Annotated in this window: 15 protein-coding genes; 8 read left to right on the top strand and 7 right to left on the bottom strand. The window is 59.9% G+C overall.

The genetic code is table 11. The features are described 5' to 3' along the window. Positions 1–27: 27 nt before the first annotated feature. The 3 genes from N554_RS0131195 to N554_RS0131185 are packed head-to-tail and all read left to right on the top strand — an operon-like array spanning position 28 to position 4,084. A complete protein-coding gene (locus N554_RS0131195; protein ID WP_029587017.1) occupies positions 28–633 on the top strand; it encodes a K(+)-transporting ATPase subunit C in 606 nt (201 codons plus the stop codon). Between the two features lie 41 nt (positions 634–674). Next, on the top strand, positions 675–3,398 hold the full coding sequence (locus N554_RS0131190) for a sensor histidine kinase (protein ID WP_029587016.1): 2,724 nt from the start codon (positions 675–677) through the stop codon (positions 3,396–3,398). Further along, positions 3,395–4,084 (top strand): response regulator, encoded by a 690-nt coding sequence (locus N554_RS0131185; protein ID WP_029587015.1) that lies wholly within the window; start codon positions 3,395–3,397, stop codon positions 4,082–4,084. The genes N554_RS0131190 and N554_RS0131185 overlap by 4 nt, the downstream gene beginning before the upstream one ends. Before the next feature lie 67 nt (positions 4,085–4,151). On the opposite strand, the gene N554_RS0131180 is transcribed toward N554_RS0131185, so the two are convergent. Together N554_RS0131180 and N554_RS0131175 are read right to left on the bottom strand one after the other, a co-directional pair. After that, positions 4,152–5,882: a methanol/ethanol family PQQ-dependent dehydrogenase gene (locus N554_RS0131180; protein WP_029587014.1), complete on the bottom strand. Its 1,731-nt coding sequence runs from the start codon at positions 5,880–5,882 to the stop codon at positions 4,152–4,154. A gap of 68 nt (positions 5,883–5,950) precedes the next feature. Further along, positions 5,951–6,544 carry a QcrA and Rieske domain-containing protein gene (locus tag N554_RS0131175; RefSeq protein ID WP_371259539.1) on the bottom strand — a complete coding sequence of 198 codons (594 nt, stop codon included), beginning with the start codon at positions 6,542–6,544 and terminating at the stop codon, positions 5,951–5,953. An 848-nt stretch (positions 6,545–7,392) separates the two neighbouring features. Between N554_RS0131175 and N554_RS0131170 the strand changes: the two genes are divergently transcribed. Genes N554_RS0131170 through N554_RS0131160 form a run of 3 tightly spaced genes read left to right on the top strand, consistent with a single transcriptional unit; the run spans position 7,393 to position 10,485 of the window. Continuing rightward, positions 7,393–7,845, top strand: a complete 453-nt coding sequence (locus tag N554_RS0131170; RefSeq protein ID WP_029587012.1) for a (2Fe-2S)-binding protein — start codon at positions 7,393–7,395, stop codon at positions 7,843–7,845. A gap of 2 nt (positions 7,846–7,847) precedes the next feature. Next, the gene (locus N554_RS0131165) at positions 7,848–10,166 is read left to right on the top strand and encodes a xanthine dehydrogenase family protein molybdopterin-binding subunit (protein ID WP_029587011.1); all 2,319 of its coding nucleotides are present in this window, start codon (positions 7,848–7,850) and stop codon (positions 10,164–10,166) included. A gap of 55 nt (positions 10,167–10,221) precedes the next feature. Further along, the gene (locus tag N554_RS0131160; protein WP_029587010.1) at positions 10,222–10,485 is read left to right on the top strand and encodes a hypothetical protein; all 264 of its coding nucleotides are present in this window, start codon (positions 10,222–10,224) and stop codon (positions 10,483–10,485) included. A gap of 57 nt (positions 10,486–10,542) precedes the next feature. Here N554_RS0131160 and N554_RS0131155 read toward each other — a convergent pair whose 3' ends face one another. Beyond that, positions 10,543–10,800: a hypothetical protein gene (locus N554_RS0131155; RefSeq protein WP_029587009.1), complete on the bottom strand. Its 258-nt coding sequence runs from the start codon at positions 10,798–10,800 to the stop codon at positions 10,543–10,545. A gap of 91 nt (positions 10,801–10,891) precedes the next feature. Continuing rightward, positions 10,892–11,905, bottom strand: coding sequence for a DUF2778 domain-containing protein (locus N554_RS0131150; RefSeq protein ID WP_051677820.1), 1,014 nt, complete (start codon positions 11,903–11,905; stop codon positions 10,892–10,894). A gap of 423 nt (positions 11,906–12,328) precedes the next feature. Between N554_RS0131150 and N554_RS40625 the strand changes: the two genes are divergently transcribed. After that, positions 12,329–12,580, top strand: a complete 252-nt coding sequence (locus tag N554_RS40625) for a PilZ domain-containing protein (protein WP_156042215.1) — start codon at positions 12,329–12,331, stop codon at positions 12,578–12,580. 96 nt (positions 12,581–12,676) lie between these two features. On the opposite strand, the gene N554_RS0131135 is transcribed toward N554_RS40625, so the two are convergent. Continuing rightward, a complete protein-coding gene (locus N554_RS0131135; RefSeq protein WP_245283770.1) occupies positions 12,677–13,933 on the bottom strand; it encodes an MBL fold metallo-hydrolase in 1,257 nt (418 codons plus the stop codon). A 247-nt stretch (positions 13,934–14,180) separates the two neighbouring features. On the opposite strand from N554_RS0131135, the gene N554_RS0131130 reads away from it, so the two are divergent. Continuing rightward, on the top strand, positions 14,181–14,549 hold the full coding sequence (locus tag N554_RS0131130) for a VOC family protein (RefSeq protein ID WP_029587006.1): 369 nt from the start codon (positions 14,181–14,183) through the stop codon (positions 14,547–14,549). A 35-nt stretch (positions 14,550–14,584) separates the two neighbouring features. Here the strand turns inward: N554_RS0131130 and N554_RS0131125 are convergent, their stop codons facing one another. Further along, the gene (locus tag N554_RS0131125) at positions 14,585–15,049 is read right to left on the bottom strand and encodes a cupin domain-containing protein (RefSeq protein ID WP_029587005.1); all 465 of its coding nucleotides are present in this window, start codon (positions 15,047–15,049) and stop codon (positions 14,585–14,587) included. Between the two features lie 193 nt (positions 15,050–15,242). Further along, positions 15,243–16,193, bottom strand: a complete 951-nt coding sequence (htpX, locus tag N554_RS0131120) for a zinc metalloprotease HtpX (RefSeq protein ID WP_029587004.1) — start codon at positions 16,191–16,193, stop codon at positions 15,243–15,245. Between the last annotated feature and the right edge of the window lie 3 nt (positions 16,194–16,196).

Here is a 16,196-nt window from a genome sequence, read left to right as displayed (position 1 = left end):
GGGGGCAACTACTGAGGAGAAACTGTCATTTTGAGAGAAATTCGCCCCGCCATCATCGTCCTGGTCCTGCTGACGCTGATCACGGGCCTGGCCTATCCGCTCGCCATGACCGCGATTGCGGGGGTGATCTTTCCGAAGCAGGCGCAGGGCAGCCTGATCGAGAGGGACGGCAAGGTGGTCGGCTCCGCCCTGATCGGGCAGGAATTCAAGGACGACAAGTATTTCCATGGTCGGCCCTCGGCGACGTTAGCGCCGGATCCCGCTGATTCCACCAAGACGGTCCCGGCGCCGTACAATGCAGCCAATTCGGGCGGCTCCAACCTCGGGCCGACCAGCAAGGCGCTGAATGACCGCGTCAAGGAAGACGTCGACAAGCTAAAAGCCGAGAATCCTTCCGTGCCCGTTCCGATTGATCTCGTCACCACGTCTGGCAGCGGCCTCGATCCCGATATCTCGCCGGAGGGCGCGCTATTCCAGGTGCCGCGTGTCGCCAAGGCGCGGAATATGCCGGAAAACCGCGTCCGCGCGCTGGTCACGGAGAACACCACAGGCCGCTTCGCCGGCTTGCTCGGGGAGCCGCGCGTCAACGTGCTGGCGCTGAATTTGGCGCTGGATGCGGCTGCGACCAAATAAAGCTACCTAGGCGGTATCGGGCGTGAGGGCTATATTGCCGCATGGCAAATCAACTCCGCGACCTTGAAAAAAGACCCTCGCCGGACGCGCTGCTGGAAGCCGCGCGGCGAGAGAACGATCAGGCCGGCCGTCTCAAGATCTTTGTCGGCGCCGCACCGGGCGTCGGCAAGACCTACGAGATGTTGCAGAGTGCGCACGCCAAGCGAAAGGCCGGCGCCGACGTCGTGGTTGGCATCGTCGAAACCCACGGACGCGCGGAGACCGAAGTACTGCTGCACGGCCTTGAAGTTATCCCGCGCAAACGGCTCGAATACAAGGATCAGATTCTCGAGGAGATGGATCTCGATGCGCTGATCGCGCGCCATCCGCGGATCGCACTGGTCGATGAACTCGCCCACACCAATGCGCCGGGCAGCCGTCATCCGAAGCGCTATCTCGACGTCGAGGAATTGCTCTCTCATGGCATCGACGTCTATACCGCAGTCAATATCCAGCATATCGAAAGCCTCAACGACGTAGTCGCCCAGATCACGCATGTCCGGGTGCGCGAGACCGTGCCGGATTCGGTGTTCGACCGGGCGGACGCCATCGAATTGATCGATCTCACGCCGGACGACCTGATTCAGCGGCTGAAGGAGGGCAAAGTCTATGTCCCCAAGCAGGCCGAGCGGGCACTCGAGCATTATTTCTCGCCGGGCAATCTGACCGCGCTGCGCGAACTGGCGCTGCGGCGGACCGCTGAGCGCGTCGATGAGCAGCTCCTTACGCATATGCAGGCCAACGCGATCGCCGGACCCTGGGCCGCGGGCGAGCGCGTCCTGGTTTGCATCAGCGAGGATCCGCGGGCGGCAGGCCTCGTGCGCTACACCAAGCGGCTCGCGGACCGGCTGCACGCGCCCTGGACCGCTATCAGCATTGAGACGCGGCGCAGCCTGCAACTGACCGACGAGCAGCGCGACCGGCTTGCCGACACATCGCGTTTGGCCGAAGCGCTGGGAGGCGAGGCACTGACCATTCCTGGTGTTGGACGCCGCATTGCCGATGATGTAATCAGCTTCGCGCACGCCAATAACGTGACCCATATTGTCATCGGAAAGTCGACGCGCTCCCGGTGGTTCGAGATCATCCGGGGCTCTGTGGTCCATGACCTGGTGCGGCGCGCCGGCAATATCAGCGTGCATGTGATCCCCGGCGACGAACTGCCTGCAGTGTCCGCTGCCAAGACCGCGGTGCAGACGGCTGCGCGATCCGAGCCATTCGATGTACGGCCATATCTAATGGCGCTGGCGTTCGTGGCAATCAGCCTCGGGGCTGCCGAGCTGATCCATCCTTGGTTTGGGATCGAGAACGTCGATCTGGTGTTCCTTACAGCGGTAGTGAGCGTGGCGGTTCGCTTCGGCCTGTGGCCATCGTTGCTGGCCAGCGTCGCTGCGTCGCTGGGTTACAATTTCTTCTTTTTGCCGCCGGTCTATACCCTCACGATCACCGATCCGACCAACGTTGCGGCGTTCTTCTTCTTCATGCTGATCGCGATCCTGGTTTCCAACGTCGCGGCACGGGTACGCACGCAGGCCGACACCGCGATCGGAAGAGTGCGGACCACGGAATCGCTTTACGCCTTCAGCCGCAAACTTGCGGGCACCGCGACACTCGACGATGTGTTGTGGGCGACCGCCTACCAGACCGCGCTAATGCTCCGGGTACGCGTGGTCATGCTGTTGCCCGAGGAAGGCATACTGATCGTGAAGACGGGCTACCCGCCTGAGGATCAGCTAGACAAGGCCGATCTTGCCGCCGCGAACTGGGCATGGAGTAACGACCTCCCGGCGGGGCGCGGCTCGGACACGCTGCCGGGGGCCAAGCGTCTGTTCCTGCCGATGCGAACCGGACGCGGGCCGATCGGCGTTATCGGCATCGACGATGACAAAACCGGGCCCCTGCTCACGCCTGACCAACGCCGTCTGCTGGATGCCTTGGTGGATCAAGGCGCGCTGGCGATCGAGCGGGTGCTGCTGGTCGAGGATATGGATCGCGTCAGGCGCACCGTGGAGTCGGAACGCCTGCGCTCGGCGCTGTTGACCTCGATCTCGCACGATTTGAAGACGCCCTTGGCCTCGGTTCTCGGCGCCGCCAGCATGCTCCGGGATCTCTCCAGCGGCCTGAGCGATACCGAAAAGCGCGATCTGCTCGCGACCGTGATCGACGAGTCCGAACGGCTCAATCGCTTCATCGCCAATCTGCTCGACATGACCAAGCTGGAGTCCGGCGCCATCGTACCTAACACGGCGCGACACGATATCGGCGAGATCGTCGGCAGCGCATTGCGGCGCGCCAGCAAGATCCTCGTGCGGCACAAGGTCTCGCTTGAGCTCGCCGCAGACGTGCCGATGCTGGAGCTCGATGCGGTATTGTTCGAGCAGGTGCTTTTCAATCTGCTGGATAACGCCGCGAAGTATGCGCCTGCGGACAGCACGATCTCGATCAGGAGCCTGCGGGACTACGATTCGGTATGCCTCCAGATTTTCGACGAAGGCGACGGCATTCCGCCGGCGGAGCTGGAGAGCATTTTCGACAAGTTCTATCGCGCGCAGAAAGGCGACCATGTCCGTCCCGGCACCGGCCTTGGCCTTGCTATTTCGCGCGGCTTTGTCGAGGCGATGCATGGCACGATCTCGGCTGCCAACCGCACCGATCGAAGCGGCGCCGTGCTGACTATCCGATTGCCGATCCCGGCGATCCCTGACGCACTGGACACCGCCGCATGAGCGCCACGCCGATCAAGGTCCTCGTCATCGATGATGAGCCACCGATTCGCAAGCTGCTGCGGATGGGGTTGAGCACGCAGGGCTACGAGATCCTGGAAGCCTCCAACGGCAAGCTCGGTCTCGAATTGCTGGCTGAGAAGCCCGCACTCATCATTCTCGATCTCGGCCTTCCCGATATCCAGGGTCATGAATTGCTGCGCATGATCCGCGGGCGTAACGACAGCGTGCCTGTAGTGGTGCTGTCGAGCCGTGGCGATGAGGCGGGAAAGGTCCAGGCGCTCGACCTCGGCGCCGACGACTACCTCACCAAACCGTTCGGGATGGATGAACTGCTCGCCCGCATGCGTGCGGCGTTGCGGCATCAGTTGCAGGTTCACGGCGAACGGCCGGTGTTCCGGTCAGGCGATCTCACGGTCGATCTGGTGCGCCGCATCGTCAAGGTCAGCGACAGGGAGATCAAGCTGTCACCCAAGGAATACGAGTTGTTGCGCGTTCTGGTGCAGCACGCCGGCAAGGTACTGACTCACAGGTTCCTTTTGAACGAATTGTGGGATGAACTGACCGACGCGCAATACCTGCGGGTCTATGTGCGGCAGCTCAGGCAAAAGATCGAAGCCGATCCGGAGCGGCCGCATTTCGTCCTGACCGAAACCGGGATAGGATATCGGTTGAGAGCAGCGGACTAGAGCCTTTTCCGAGGCACACCTGGCCGCCACCTGAAGCGGCCAGGATCCGGACATTGCCTCTTTGCAATCACTTCTTGACGGCGAACACCCAAACGACGCCGCCCTGCGGCACGTTATTCTCAATACCGACATTATTACCGCTCGCCAATGCGTCCTGGATGCGCTGCGCGTCTACGCCCCAGCCCGATTGGACAGCGATATACTGCGTCCCGTCGACTTCATACGCGATCGGCATGCCCATGATGCCGGAGTTGGTCTTTTGCTCCCAAAGCAGTTCGCCTGTCTTGGCATGGAAGGCGCGGAATATCCGGTCATTGGTACCTCCCGCAAGGATGAGATCGCCCGCCGTAGCAGTGACCGAACCAAACAGGTGCGATTTTGGGAAATTGTGCGACCAGACCTTCTTTCCGGTGGCCGGATCCCATGCCTGCAGTTCACCAAAATGAGTGGCACCGGGACGAACCGTCAGGCCGATATCTTCGGCCTTTGTCCCGAGCCAAAGTTGGCCCGCAACCAACGGCACCTTCTCGCCGGTAAAGCCTCCGCAGAAATTCTCGTTGGCCGGAACGTAGACCAATCCGGTTTTCGGACTATAGGCCGCGGAAGGCCAATCCTTGCCGCCCCACAACGACGGACAGAATTCAACCCGCTTGCCGATAACCGGCTTGTGAGCTGGGTCGACAATCGGCCTGCCAGTCTCGGGCTCAATGCCTTTCCAGACATCGGTATGAACAAAGGGCCAGCCGGCTACATAGTTGATTTTGTCCGGCTTGCGCTCGAGTACCCAGAAGATCGCGTTGCGTCCCGGATGGATGAGGCTCTTGAAAGAGCGGCCATCCCTTTGCAGGTCGACCAGCATTGGTGCGTCCACCTCGTCCCAATCCCAGGAATCGTTTTGATGGTACTGGTGGAACGCTTTGATCTTGCCGCTATCAGGATCAAGCGCGAGTACTGCGCTCGTGTAGAGGTTGTCGCCGGGGTGAGTGTCTCCCGGCCAAGGTGCGGCGTTGCCGGTGCCCCAATATATCGTCCTGGTGTCGATATCGTAGTTGCCCGTCATCCAGGCAGATCCGCCACCCGTTTTCCAGTCGTCGCCCTTCCACGTTTCGCTACCTGGCTCACCCTCGCCCGGAATGGTGAAGGTCCGCCACAGCTCCTTGCCGGTGTTGGCATCGTACGCAACGATGTAACCACGCACGCCGAATTCGCCGCCGGAACCGCCGACGATCACCTTTCCGTCGACGACCAGCGGCATCAGGGTCAAGTACTGGCCCTTCTTGTAGTCCTGAACTTTGGTATCCCAGACCACTTTGCCGGTCTTGGCGTCAAGCGCGACCAAGTGGTCGTCCGTTGTGGCCAGATATAGCTTGTCTTGCCACAGTCCGACGCCCCGGTTGGTCGGATGCAACTGAAAGAGGTCATCGGGAAGCTGCCGTTTATATCGCCAGTACTCGTCGCCGGTTTTGGCGTTGAGAGCGATCACCTGGCCCATCGGGGTTGTGACGAACATCGCGCCATTGTTTATGATCGGTGGGGCCTCGTGTCCCTCCACCACACCGGTCGAGAAGGTCCACACCGGTGTCAGATTTTTCACGTTCGAGGTGTTGATCTGGTCGAGCGGACTGTATCCTTGGCCGTCATAAGTCCGGCGATAATGCATCCAATTGCCCGGTTCAGGATTTTTGAGGCGATCAGCCGTCACCGGGCTGTAATTCTCGATCGGGCCGGCGCCGGCAGTGATCGGAATAAGGCATGTGGACGCGACCAAGCTCGATAATAGCCATTGCTTCATCGTCATAGGTGCTACCTCCCGTTATTTGCGGTTGTTTTTATCATTGTGCGACTTCGATGCGGTGGCGACCGCTGTCACCCTGCCTGCTGGCCTACCTTTCCAACAAATGTTGCAGCTACCGTGAGTGAACCGTCGGCCATCGCCAACGGAAGCGCCGCCTGACGCCGGGGCGCTGGTCCAAACACAACTTGCGCGCTGTGCCGGGGGTCAAATTCGGAATTATGGCAGACGCATTTAAGCACATCTTTGTCGCCGGTTGCGCCCTTCACCCAGGCCGTAATGGGACATCCCGCGTGCGAGCAAATTGCCGAATAGGCGACGATGCCGTCAGCAGAGCGCGGCCGCGTCTCCTCATCCAGCTCGGCCGGATCAAGTCTTACGACAACCACCTCGTTTAATCGCGAGCCCTTGCGGACCACCGAGGTCTTCGGATCCTTTGGCCAGGCGCGCACCGGCGGGCCGCCAAGTTTCAGATCCTGCGGCTCGATGACTTCGCCCGCATGATCCTTTTCCGAGAAAACGAGAACATCCCCCTTTTGGGGTCGCTCATCGCTGCCCGGCTGATCCTCATCAGCAGCAGCAGCAGATCTGGACGACGCTATGCACGCTCCCGTGGCGAGAGCCGTCAAGATGAGCTTGCGCCGTGTCGGGTCTGAACACGACGGCATAGCCGTCCCGAGTTCAGCGCCTATGCTTTCAGCCGATGTTGCAGTGCTCTGATCGGATTGGGACATGCGTAAATTGAACGGCGGAAGTCGGCCAAAAAGAAGGCGGCAGACAAATTTGTTTTGTTGTTCCGAGTAATGCGATTGCCGTTCTAAATAATGCGCCTTCCACTAGCGTTCTCGATCCAAGTGACTGCAGGCACTCCGATGCGTCCATCGCACTTCATCTGGTCGCAAGTACAGAACGCCACATCATGCGTATTTCACTGAACAGCACAGACATCTCTGGATCGCACAGCGCGTCATTGTGGGTGAAACCGAAATTCCGATGTAGTTCGGATTTGCTAAACCTGTGAAGTATTCGGCTCCGCCGGTCTCCGCTTCGTGCAAACAATGGACATCCATGACTACGTCAGTCGACGCAACAGAAAATTCTTGCACAGTGTCCTGATACCACGCTGCAGTTTTTCAAAAGTATGGTTTCGTTCGGACCCCCTGCGTAAGGATTACTGACACAAACGCGAAACTTCCAAGGCCCTGCTTTCGCCAAACATTTAGCGCAAAAATGCAAAATCAAAATAGCGTCTGGCGATCCGCCCGTCTTCCGGTAGCGCCGTGAGAACTTCCATCTCGCGAAGCGGATCCAGTGAACAAGCAAAAGCAAAAACAGGAGATGGCGTCGACACACAAAATCAAACGGATCGAAGGATGTAGTTTGCGGATTCTCAGCAAGCTCCGCTTTCCGTGAGACCCTGCAAGGAAGTTTGAAGCGACGGCGTTGAGCGGTCAAGAAACAGGTTCTCGTTCACGCCGAAGAGGCATTGGCAGCTTATGAAGAGCGAGGATCGATCATGATCAAGGTGAAGATTAACGGCCAGGAACGAAACTGGGACGGCGACCCGGATCTTCCGCTACTCTGGTTTCTGCGTGATGAAGTCGGATTGACGGGCACAAAATTTGGCTGCGGCCAGGCTCTCTGCGGCTCATGCACCGTTATTGTCAACCAGCAGGCCGTCCGTGCCTGCATTACTTCGGTTTCCGACGTGGTCGACCGAGAGGTCACGACAATCGAAGGCCTCCATCCCACGGGTGATCACCCGGTTCAGAAGGCCTGGCGCCAGCTAAATGTCCCGCAATGCGGTTATTGCCAGGTCGGCCAGATCATGCAGGCTGCTGCGCTGCTGATGGAAAACACAAGGCCGACACACGATCAGATACGCGAAGCGATGGCGGGCAATATTTGCCGCTGCGGCGCTTACCAGCGCATCGAAAACGCGGTCCATCTCGCTTCGACGGGGGTCTGATCATGAACATCATCACAAATCCCGACAAGCTTCGCGGCATTGAGCGCCGCATCAAGGTCGAAAACGTCTCCCGTCGCAGCGTTCTCAAAGGCCTCGGCATCGTGGGCGGGCTCGTGCTGGCCGCGCCGGTGATGTCGCGTCAGGCGTTTGCGGCCTATCAAACCGGTGCCGGAAAGATGCCACACGGTACGGTCGTCGACCCGCGCGTCTTCGTTGCCATCGCATCCGACGGAACGGTAACGATCGTGGCGCACCGATCCGAAATGGGAACGGGTGTCCGGACCAGCCTGCCCTTGATTGTGGCCGAGGAAATGGAGGCCGATTGGTCGCGCGTAAAGGTGGCGCAGGCGCCCGGAGACGAGGTCAAGTTCGGCAATCAGGATACCGATGGATCGCGCAGCACACGGCACTATTTGATCCCGATGCGCGAGATCGGCGCGTCCGCGCGCACAATGCTCGAAGGCGCAGCCGCCAAACGTTGGGGCGTGCCGGCCACCGAGGTCAAGGCGGTAAACCACGAGGTGGTTCATTCCGCAACCGGCCGCCGTCTCGGGTTCGGCGACCTGGCTGCCGATGCGGCGAAGCAATCGGTACCGAGCGTCGAAGGCCTGAAGCTGAAGGACCCGAAGAACTTCCGTTATCTCGGCAAAGGTCAAGTCAGAATTGTCGACCTTCGCGACATTACCGTCGGCACCGCGCAATACGGTGGCGATGTGCGCCTTCCCAATATGAAGTATGCCGTGATCGCGCGGCCGCCGGTGACGGGCGGCAAGCTGGTGTCGTTCGACTCAAACGCAGCGATGAAAATCTCCGGCGTCGAGAAAGTCATGGAGGTGCAGGGTTGGCCATGGCCGTCCAAGTTCCAGCCGCTCGGTGGCGTCGCGGTGATCGCACGCAACACCGGCGCGGCCATCAAAGGACGCGACGCACTGAAGATCGTCTGGGACGACGGGGCCAACGGCAAGTACGAGTCGGCCGCTTATCGGACCCAACTCGAGGAAGCCGCGCGCAAGCCGGGCCTGGTTGTACGTAAGGAGGGCGACGTGGACGCCGCCCTGAAAGGCGCCGACAAAGTGATTGTCGGCGAATACTACCTGCCTCACCTCGCGCATGTAAGCATGGAGCCACCCGTCGCGGTCGCCAATGTCAAGGACGGCAAGGCCGAGATCTGGGCACCCGTGCAAAGTCCCGGCGGGACCCGGGAAGACACCGCAAAGACGCTTGGGATCCCTGAGGAGAATGTGACCGTCAACGTCACGCTGCTCGGCGGCGGATTCGGGCGCAAATCGAAATGTGATTACGCGCTTGAAGCGGCGCTGCTTTCGAAGGCCCTTGGTGCCCCGGTGAAGGTGCAATGGACACGGGAAGATGACGTTCGCCACGGCTTTCTCCATACCGTTTCGGCTGAGCGGATCGAAGCGGGCCTCGACAAGAGCGGCAAGGTGATTGCCTGGCGACATCGTAGCGTCGCGCCGAGCATCGCCTCAACCTTTGCAGCCAATGCGGTGCATGAGGCACCCTTCGAACTCGGCATGGGTCTCGTCGACATGCCGTTCGAGATTGCTAATGTTCAATGCGAGAATCCGGAGGCCGCCGCTCACACCCGCATCGGCTGGTTCCGCTCGGTGTCGAATATCCCGCACGCCTTTGCAGTCCAATCGATGGTGGGCGAACTCGCACATGCCACCAACCGCGACCAGAAGGACATGCTGCTTGAACTGATCGGCTCTCCGCGGATCCTCAAGCTCGATTCCGTGAAGGACCTGTGGAACTATGGCGAGCCGTACGATAGCTATCCGATCGATACTGCGCGTCTGCGCCGTGCGGTCGAGGTTGTCGCGGACAAGGGTGGCTGGGGACGGACCGTGCCCAAAGGCCACGGCCTTGGGATTGCCGTGCATCGGAGCTTCGTCAGCTATATCGCGACCATTGTCGAAGTATCGGTCGACGAAAAGGGTAAGCTTGTCGTCCCCCGGGTCGATACGGTGATTGATTGCGGCACGTTCGTCAATCCGGAGCGGATCGCGTCACAGATGGAAGGCGCCGCGATCATGGGCCTGAGCCTCGCCAGATATGGCGAGATCACCTTCAAGGACGGCAAAGTCCAGCAGGGTAATTTTGACGACTTCCCCGTCATCCGAATCGACGAATCTCCTCTCGTCACCAACGTGCACATCATACCCGCTGATGCCGATATCCCTCCAAGCGGCGTCGGCGAGCCGGGCGTGCCTCCGTTTGCCCCAGCCTTGATCAACGCCATCTTCGCAGCGACCGGAAAACGCATCCGGGCACTGCCGATCGGCAAGCAACTCGAGACGTAAAGATGGAACGTTAGACGATAAAGGCGGTTTCCCTTGATCTGAGAGGAGCCCAGCTATGAACATCAAACTCATGGCGCTCGCGGTGTCCCTACTGTCGAGCGCCGTTCTTTTGAGTACGGAGGCGGTCAGAGCCCAAACGGGCTCTCCGCCCGACGTCTCAGCCACGCGACCGGCGAAGACGCCACCGGAACAAACTTCCACTCCCAACGCCAGCCCTCCGGCCACCACAACTGAGACGACCGGCCAGAACAACCAGGATGCGACTGTCAAACAGATGAACGAAGACGAAAAGCGGAAAGTCGAGACGAAGGGCAAATAGCCGGAACGCTAATTCGGTGGCGCCAACGGATCAAACGCCGAACAAGCGCCCTTCTGTTCAAAGAAGCCTGGCGCGGATGAACAACGCGCGCAACGCGTTTGTTGCCTGGACAGTTAACATCCCATTCGCGGCCGCCCCCTGAAGCGAGTTTACCGCATCCTCATGCAGTGATTTAAACTCCATCCACTCGACCGAGCTGAGACTGGTTATAAACTGATAAGCTTGGCCGACGGTGCCAATCGAAACCGTCTTGCCGTTCAAACTTATGTTGAACGTCGTCCTTAGCGGTGTGTCAGAATTTGATGCTTCGCTCATGATCGGGTTGTGGAACGAGGACGGCAAAGTCAGTCGGAATTCTTTCGCCACCGTTGATGACGTCTGACGATCAGCGCCTTGATGATCAGCGTCATGACTCTGAGGGTGAGCGCCGCGACGCTGACGTCTCACCGCTAAGGCTTGGCACGACAACGAGGCGCTTGATCTCACCCTTTGTGAACGTTTTCAGAAACGTCTCATAGTCCTTGATCGACACGCAGCCGTTCGAATCACCGTTCGGACCGAGCAGGTAGCTGTGCACAAGCAATCCGGACCGCCCAAGCGTACCGCTGTCGCCCACGGGTATCATGCGGAGCGCCTGGACGCCGTGAAACAGTTTTTCTCGGGGTTTCAAGTCATATACATTTGGCGGCGTTGCACCGGCATTTCGCTCACTCACACGTTCCGGATCGTCCATCAGACCGCCGAGTCCTGAATGCGCCTCAAGTTTTGATCCATCCGGCATGTAAACGGCGCGCGCCGAGATGTCGTAGACGGCGGTGAGATTGTCGTAACCAAGCGACGCGAGATCTGGCCCGCTGCGAAAGAGACCGCCATCGGGAGCCAGCGACGCAAGCCTTATACGCGCGGGCAACAGATCGGAAAGTTTCTGTAGCAACGTGCGATTTTCAGCTTGAGCAACAGGGAGGCCGCTCTTCAATTCGAGACCGGCCTCGACGGGACGCGACCTGGGAACAGGAATGGCAGTCACGATCGATGGCTTGGATTGGTCGAACGGCTTAAGTTCGTCGATGAGGGCCGCTCGCGAGTCCAGAGATAATAGTCGCTGGGCAAGAAGGTCTTTGGCCTGTTCGCGTTTTATTTCCAATTCTGCAGACATCGATTGAACGAGGGGCGGCGACTTGACGTGAGTCGAAGACGAATTGGGCTGAGAACCTTGCAAGAACCGGGCATCAAACGATGGGGTGTAGTCATCTCTCGAAGAAGCGGAATATGAAATCCAAGAAACCGGATTGCAGTCGGCAATCCACGCAGCCATTCCCGATGCCAACGAGAATACTGCAACGCCCCACGCAATCTTGCGGAACAAGGAAGTGCCGTTGTCCGCCAGAGACTTGTCAGCGAGTGCTGTACCGTAGCCCATCCATCCCCCGGGGTTCGCCGCCCTAACGAATTACTCGATCCGCAAGGGAACCGCCGAAACGGGCAGTATTATGTGGGCCAGACTGCGGCATAATCGAGACGAGCGTTGAGCTTCTTCCCGCCCGTTAACATTAACACCTCTGTTCATCACCTGCTGACTTATGTCCGGCTCCGCGCAAGAGGTACTCATTGCCAGAACGTCAGCTCTTGACCCCCGTCCAGACATCGCGCGACTTCAGGAACCCGGGCCGAGACGCTGGGGCTCGGCATTGGAGCCCGCCCCCGCAGGCATGTGCGCCTCACCAGAAGCGGCAGTACGCAATCGATAAAATTGTTTGTTTACGAAGAAAATTGAACCCGGTTGATGTCGGAGCCCGTTTCGATAGGCTTGAGTCCCTGCGCAGCCTTACGCCGGTGGCCCTGAATGAGCGTCGAACGACGATCCGTCGGCAGAACGACGATCTCGAAGAGCGCGTTGCTCTTCTTTGATGCGCAGCGCGGCGTATTCACTTGTGCCGTCCACGACGTAACAAACCGTGGCGCGGGAATTCGATTGCAACAGCTTAACGTCTTGCCCCTGAACTTCGAATTGACATTCGATAATTTCCACACCATTCGCAAATGCCGCGTGGTCTGGCGGCAGGGCGATTTTGTCGGCGTGGCATTTCAGAACTGATCTAGCTACAGCTCTCACCACCCTGGCGAAATGCACGGCGCGGTCAAGCTGCGTAGCAAGGCTGGGGCCTCAATTGCCAGCCGGGTTATGCCACGCTCACGCCTCGAAAACCAAGCGAGTTCCCGTGTACGAGCGTAAAAGTTTTGTCGGCATCGCAGCGCGCGCGATTTCGTAAAAAGGTTCGCCCGTACAATGCAGCGGAATCACGTAAGACGGATCGATTTCCTGGAGTGCCTTGACTGTATCTCGAACATATTCCTCTTGATAGGGCGCGAGATGAAAGCCGCCGATCACTGCATGTATTTTTTCCACACCGGAAGCGGCTTGCGCTTGCCTGATCGCGTTGACCACGCCGCGATGGCTGCACGAAGTCAGGACGACAAGCCCCCGTCCCTTCAGATTGAACGCCGTTGCGATCTCGTGCTGAAATTGATCAGGTACGACGGGCGCACTGCGTTCCGCCTCGCTGAGGCGGTCGGGATAGCAGCCGAGGCCTCGGTCAAAACCAATGGTCATTGCGCTCGGTGATAGCACCTTCTCGAAACTCTTCTGACCAATCTGCCCCGTGGCCACGGCATGATCGGCAACCAGGGCAGGTCTCTCCGCGACGGTGACGGCGACGTTGGCCTCCTTGAGTGCTTTGCGGTCGATGACGCCGAAGTTGCCACGCACCGGCGCTGCGATCCACTCGCGCGCGCAGAAGCATCCTTCGCCGCCGACAAATAACGGCAGTTTGGGCTTGAGCCTGCCACCGTGCGCCTGCAAGAAACCGACGAGACCGCCAAAGTGGTCCTGGTGCCCGTGGCTGAGCACAAGTGCGTCGACGGCCGTAGGATCAATGCCAAGCAGATTCACATTGTTGAGAAGGGCTTCCGGCGTGAAACCGAAATCAACCAGGGTATTGCGCGTCTCGTTGCCCCGCCGCGACTCGACATGCATCGCAAGGCCGAATTCGCTGACCAACGTTCTGCGTGGCGGCTTGTCGCTGAGGCCCCAGCCAAAATGCTGGACATCAAGGTTTGGCAGCTTCCTGCTCGGAGCGACAGCGAACTGATAGCTATCGACCACGATCCGAACCGCCACGCGGTCAAGCTCAGGAAGTGATCCGGTGACGGACTGGGCCTTGGCCGGCTTCGCGCCAGCGAGGAGCGTAGCAAGTATCACGCTAAGGACACCGGCGGCTCCGCCGCAGATAAATTCTCGTCGTCCAACCTCATCACAGAAAAACTGCGGTCGAGCCAGCTGAAGGCCTGCTTGCGATCGCGCGATTGAAGGTGAAGTATAGTCGATAGTCATTGCTACCTCCCGTTCCTGCCGACAACGAGGCCATAAACAGAAGGCGCGGGACCGCACGGACGCATTTCGTTCCGAGGGTCAGGCGTCTCAAGTCAAATATGATCCTATCGACTTGACGTCACGTCAAGAACAATGCCGGCCTCAGCTGTGACGAGTTGAATAGTATGCTGGGCGTCGCTTTACTCCATTAGCGGCCCCGACGCCGATCTGTTCTTTCACGTCATGCCAGCAGGAGACAATCGTCAACGCGAGCGGCGAGGCTGATGGCAGGGTCGGCGCAGGTAAATAAAAAGGAGTTCTGTGCATGATCGAAGGAATCAGTGCGATCACATTGGGCACCCACGAAATGCTACGAGCTGTTGGGTTCTACCGCGCGCTGGGGTTTGAGATCCTGTATGGCGGCGGAGAGTCGTCATTCACCAGTTTTCGAGCAGGCACGAGCTATCTCAACCTAATCGCCCAGCCTGCCGAGCGGCGCTGGTCCTGGTGGGGGCGGGTCATCTTCTACGTTGCCGATGTTGACGCACTTTACGACCGTGCGGTCGCGGCGGGATACCGGCCAACTACCCTGCCCCGCGATGCCGAATGGGGGGAGCGCTTCTTCCACCTGGTTGACCCCGACGGCCACGAACTCAGTTTCGCCCGGCCCTTGATCCCGGTTTCGGCCCAATAGCTCGAAGCGGCCTGCCATTCCAAACCGGCAGTCCGTCACCGAGTTTCACGGTCGGCTACGCCTGTGTGACCCCAGGTCTCGTCCCAGTCCTGGCCCGCGGCATCGACGACGCGGCCGTCAGCCTCGAAAAACCTGTTGGGAACCTGGAAGATCGCGAGCATCAGCCCGCCCTCGGGACACCATGCGACGTGGCGGCTGCCCGGCTCGCGCCAGATGAATTCGCCGGCCTTGCACTCGACGCCCTGCGCCGGGCCTTCCTTGTCGACCAGGCTTCCCTGGAGAACGTAGGTCTGCTCGATGTTGACGTGCTCGTGGTCGGGCAGCACCGCGCCCGGCGCAAACCGCATCAGCGCGGTCATCAGGCCCGTCGCGCGATCGAACAGCAGCGTCTTGGCCTCGCAGCCGGGGAAGCGGGTCTTCTGCCACTCCATACTTTCGGGTCGAACGAGGTGGGAATGCGTGTCGGCGATCTGAGAACCCTTCGTCGTCACTGCGTCCATGGCGCTGCTCCGTTCCAATGGCCCTCCAGGAATGATAGCAGCTTCGCTTGAGCCCGTCAGCCAAAGGTGTCGCGGTAGATGAAGAGCCGGGATCCGATACGAGGTCGCGTTACGGCAACGGCGGCTGGATCGCGGTTGAAGCGGTACCGAACCGATCCCCCCTCCGCCGTGACCAGGCCCAAAGTCGGTGTCTTCACCCCCATGGCCCGCGAGGAGCGGCGCGGTTGCGAAGCGCGGCCCAGGGACCGCGTCGAGGATCCGACGGCCCCGGACGTGCCGACGGCGCTGCGCCGCGCGTACCGAATTCGGCAGCGAGCCGCTGCAGCTCGGCGATCCGGTTCTCGGTCGACGGATGCGTCGAAAACAGACTGTCGATACCGTGACCCGACAGCGGATTGATGATGAACATGTGCGCCGTCGCCGGATTGCGTTCGGCCTCTATGTTGGGAATCTCGTGCGCGGCGTTGGCGATCTTGACCAGCGCGGACGCGAGCCACATCGGTTGGCCGACGATGCGAGCGCCGAGATTGTCGGCGGCGTATTCGCGCGTGCGGCTGATCGCCATCTGCACTAACATGGCGCCTATTGGCGCTAGGATCATCATCGCGATCGAACCGATGATGCCCGGGCCATTGTTGTTATCGCGATGACCGCCGAAGAACATCCCAAACTGCGCCAGCATTGAGATCGCACCTGCGATCGTCGCGGTGATGGTCATTAGAAGCGTGTCGTGATTCTTCACATGCGCGAGTTCGTGGGCAATCACCCCGCCGAGTTCCTCGCGGCTGAGCGACTGCACGAGCCCGGTGGTCACGGCAACCGCGGCGTTCTGCGGATTGCGGCCGGTGGCGAATGCATTGGGCTGCGGATTGTCCATCAAAAACACCCGCGGCGGCGGCAGCCCGGCCCGCGCGGCGAGTTCGGCCACCATATTCACGAGTTCGGGCGCGGTGCGCTGATCGACCTCGTGGGCGCCGTACATCGATAGCACCATACGATCCGAGTTCCAGTAGGCGAACAGGTTTGTCGCGGCAGCGATCACGAGAGCGATGGTTGCGCCGCTGGCGCCGCCGATCAAATAACCGACACCCATGAACAGGGCCGTGAGGCCAGCCAGAAGGATCGCTGTTCGCAGGTAGTTCATCAT

Origin of the sequence: Bradyrhizobium sp. URHD0069 (assembly GCF_000701345.1) — a bacterium.
In the GTDB taxonomy this organism is placed as follows: domain Bacteria; phylum Pseudomonadota; class Alphaproteobacteria; order Rhizobiales; family Xanthobacteraceae; genus Bradyrhizobium.
This window is presented reverse-complemented; position numbering and strand designations above follow the sequence as displayed.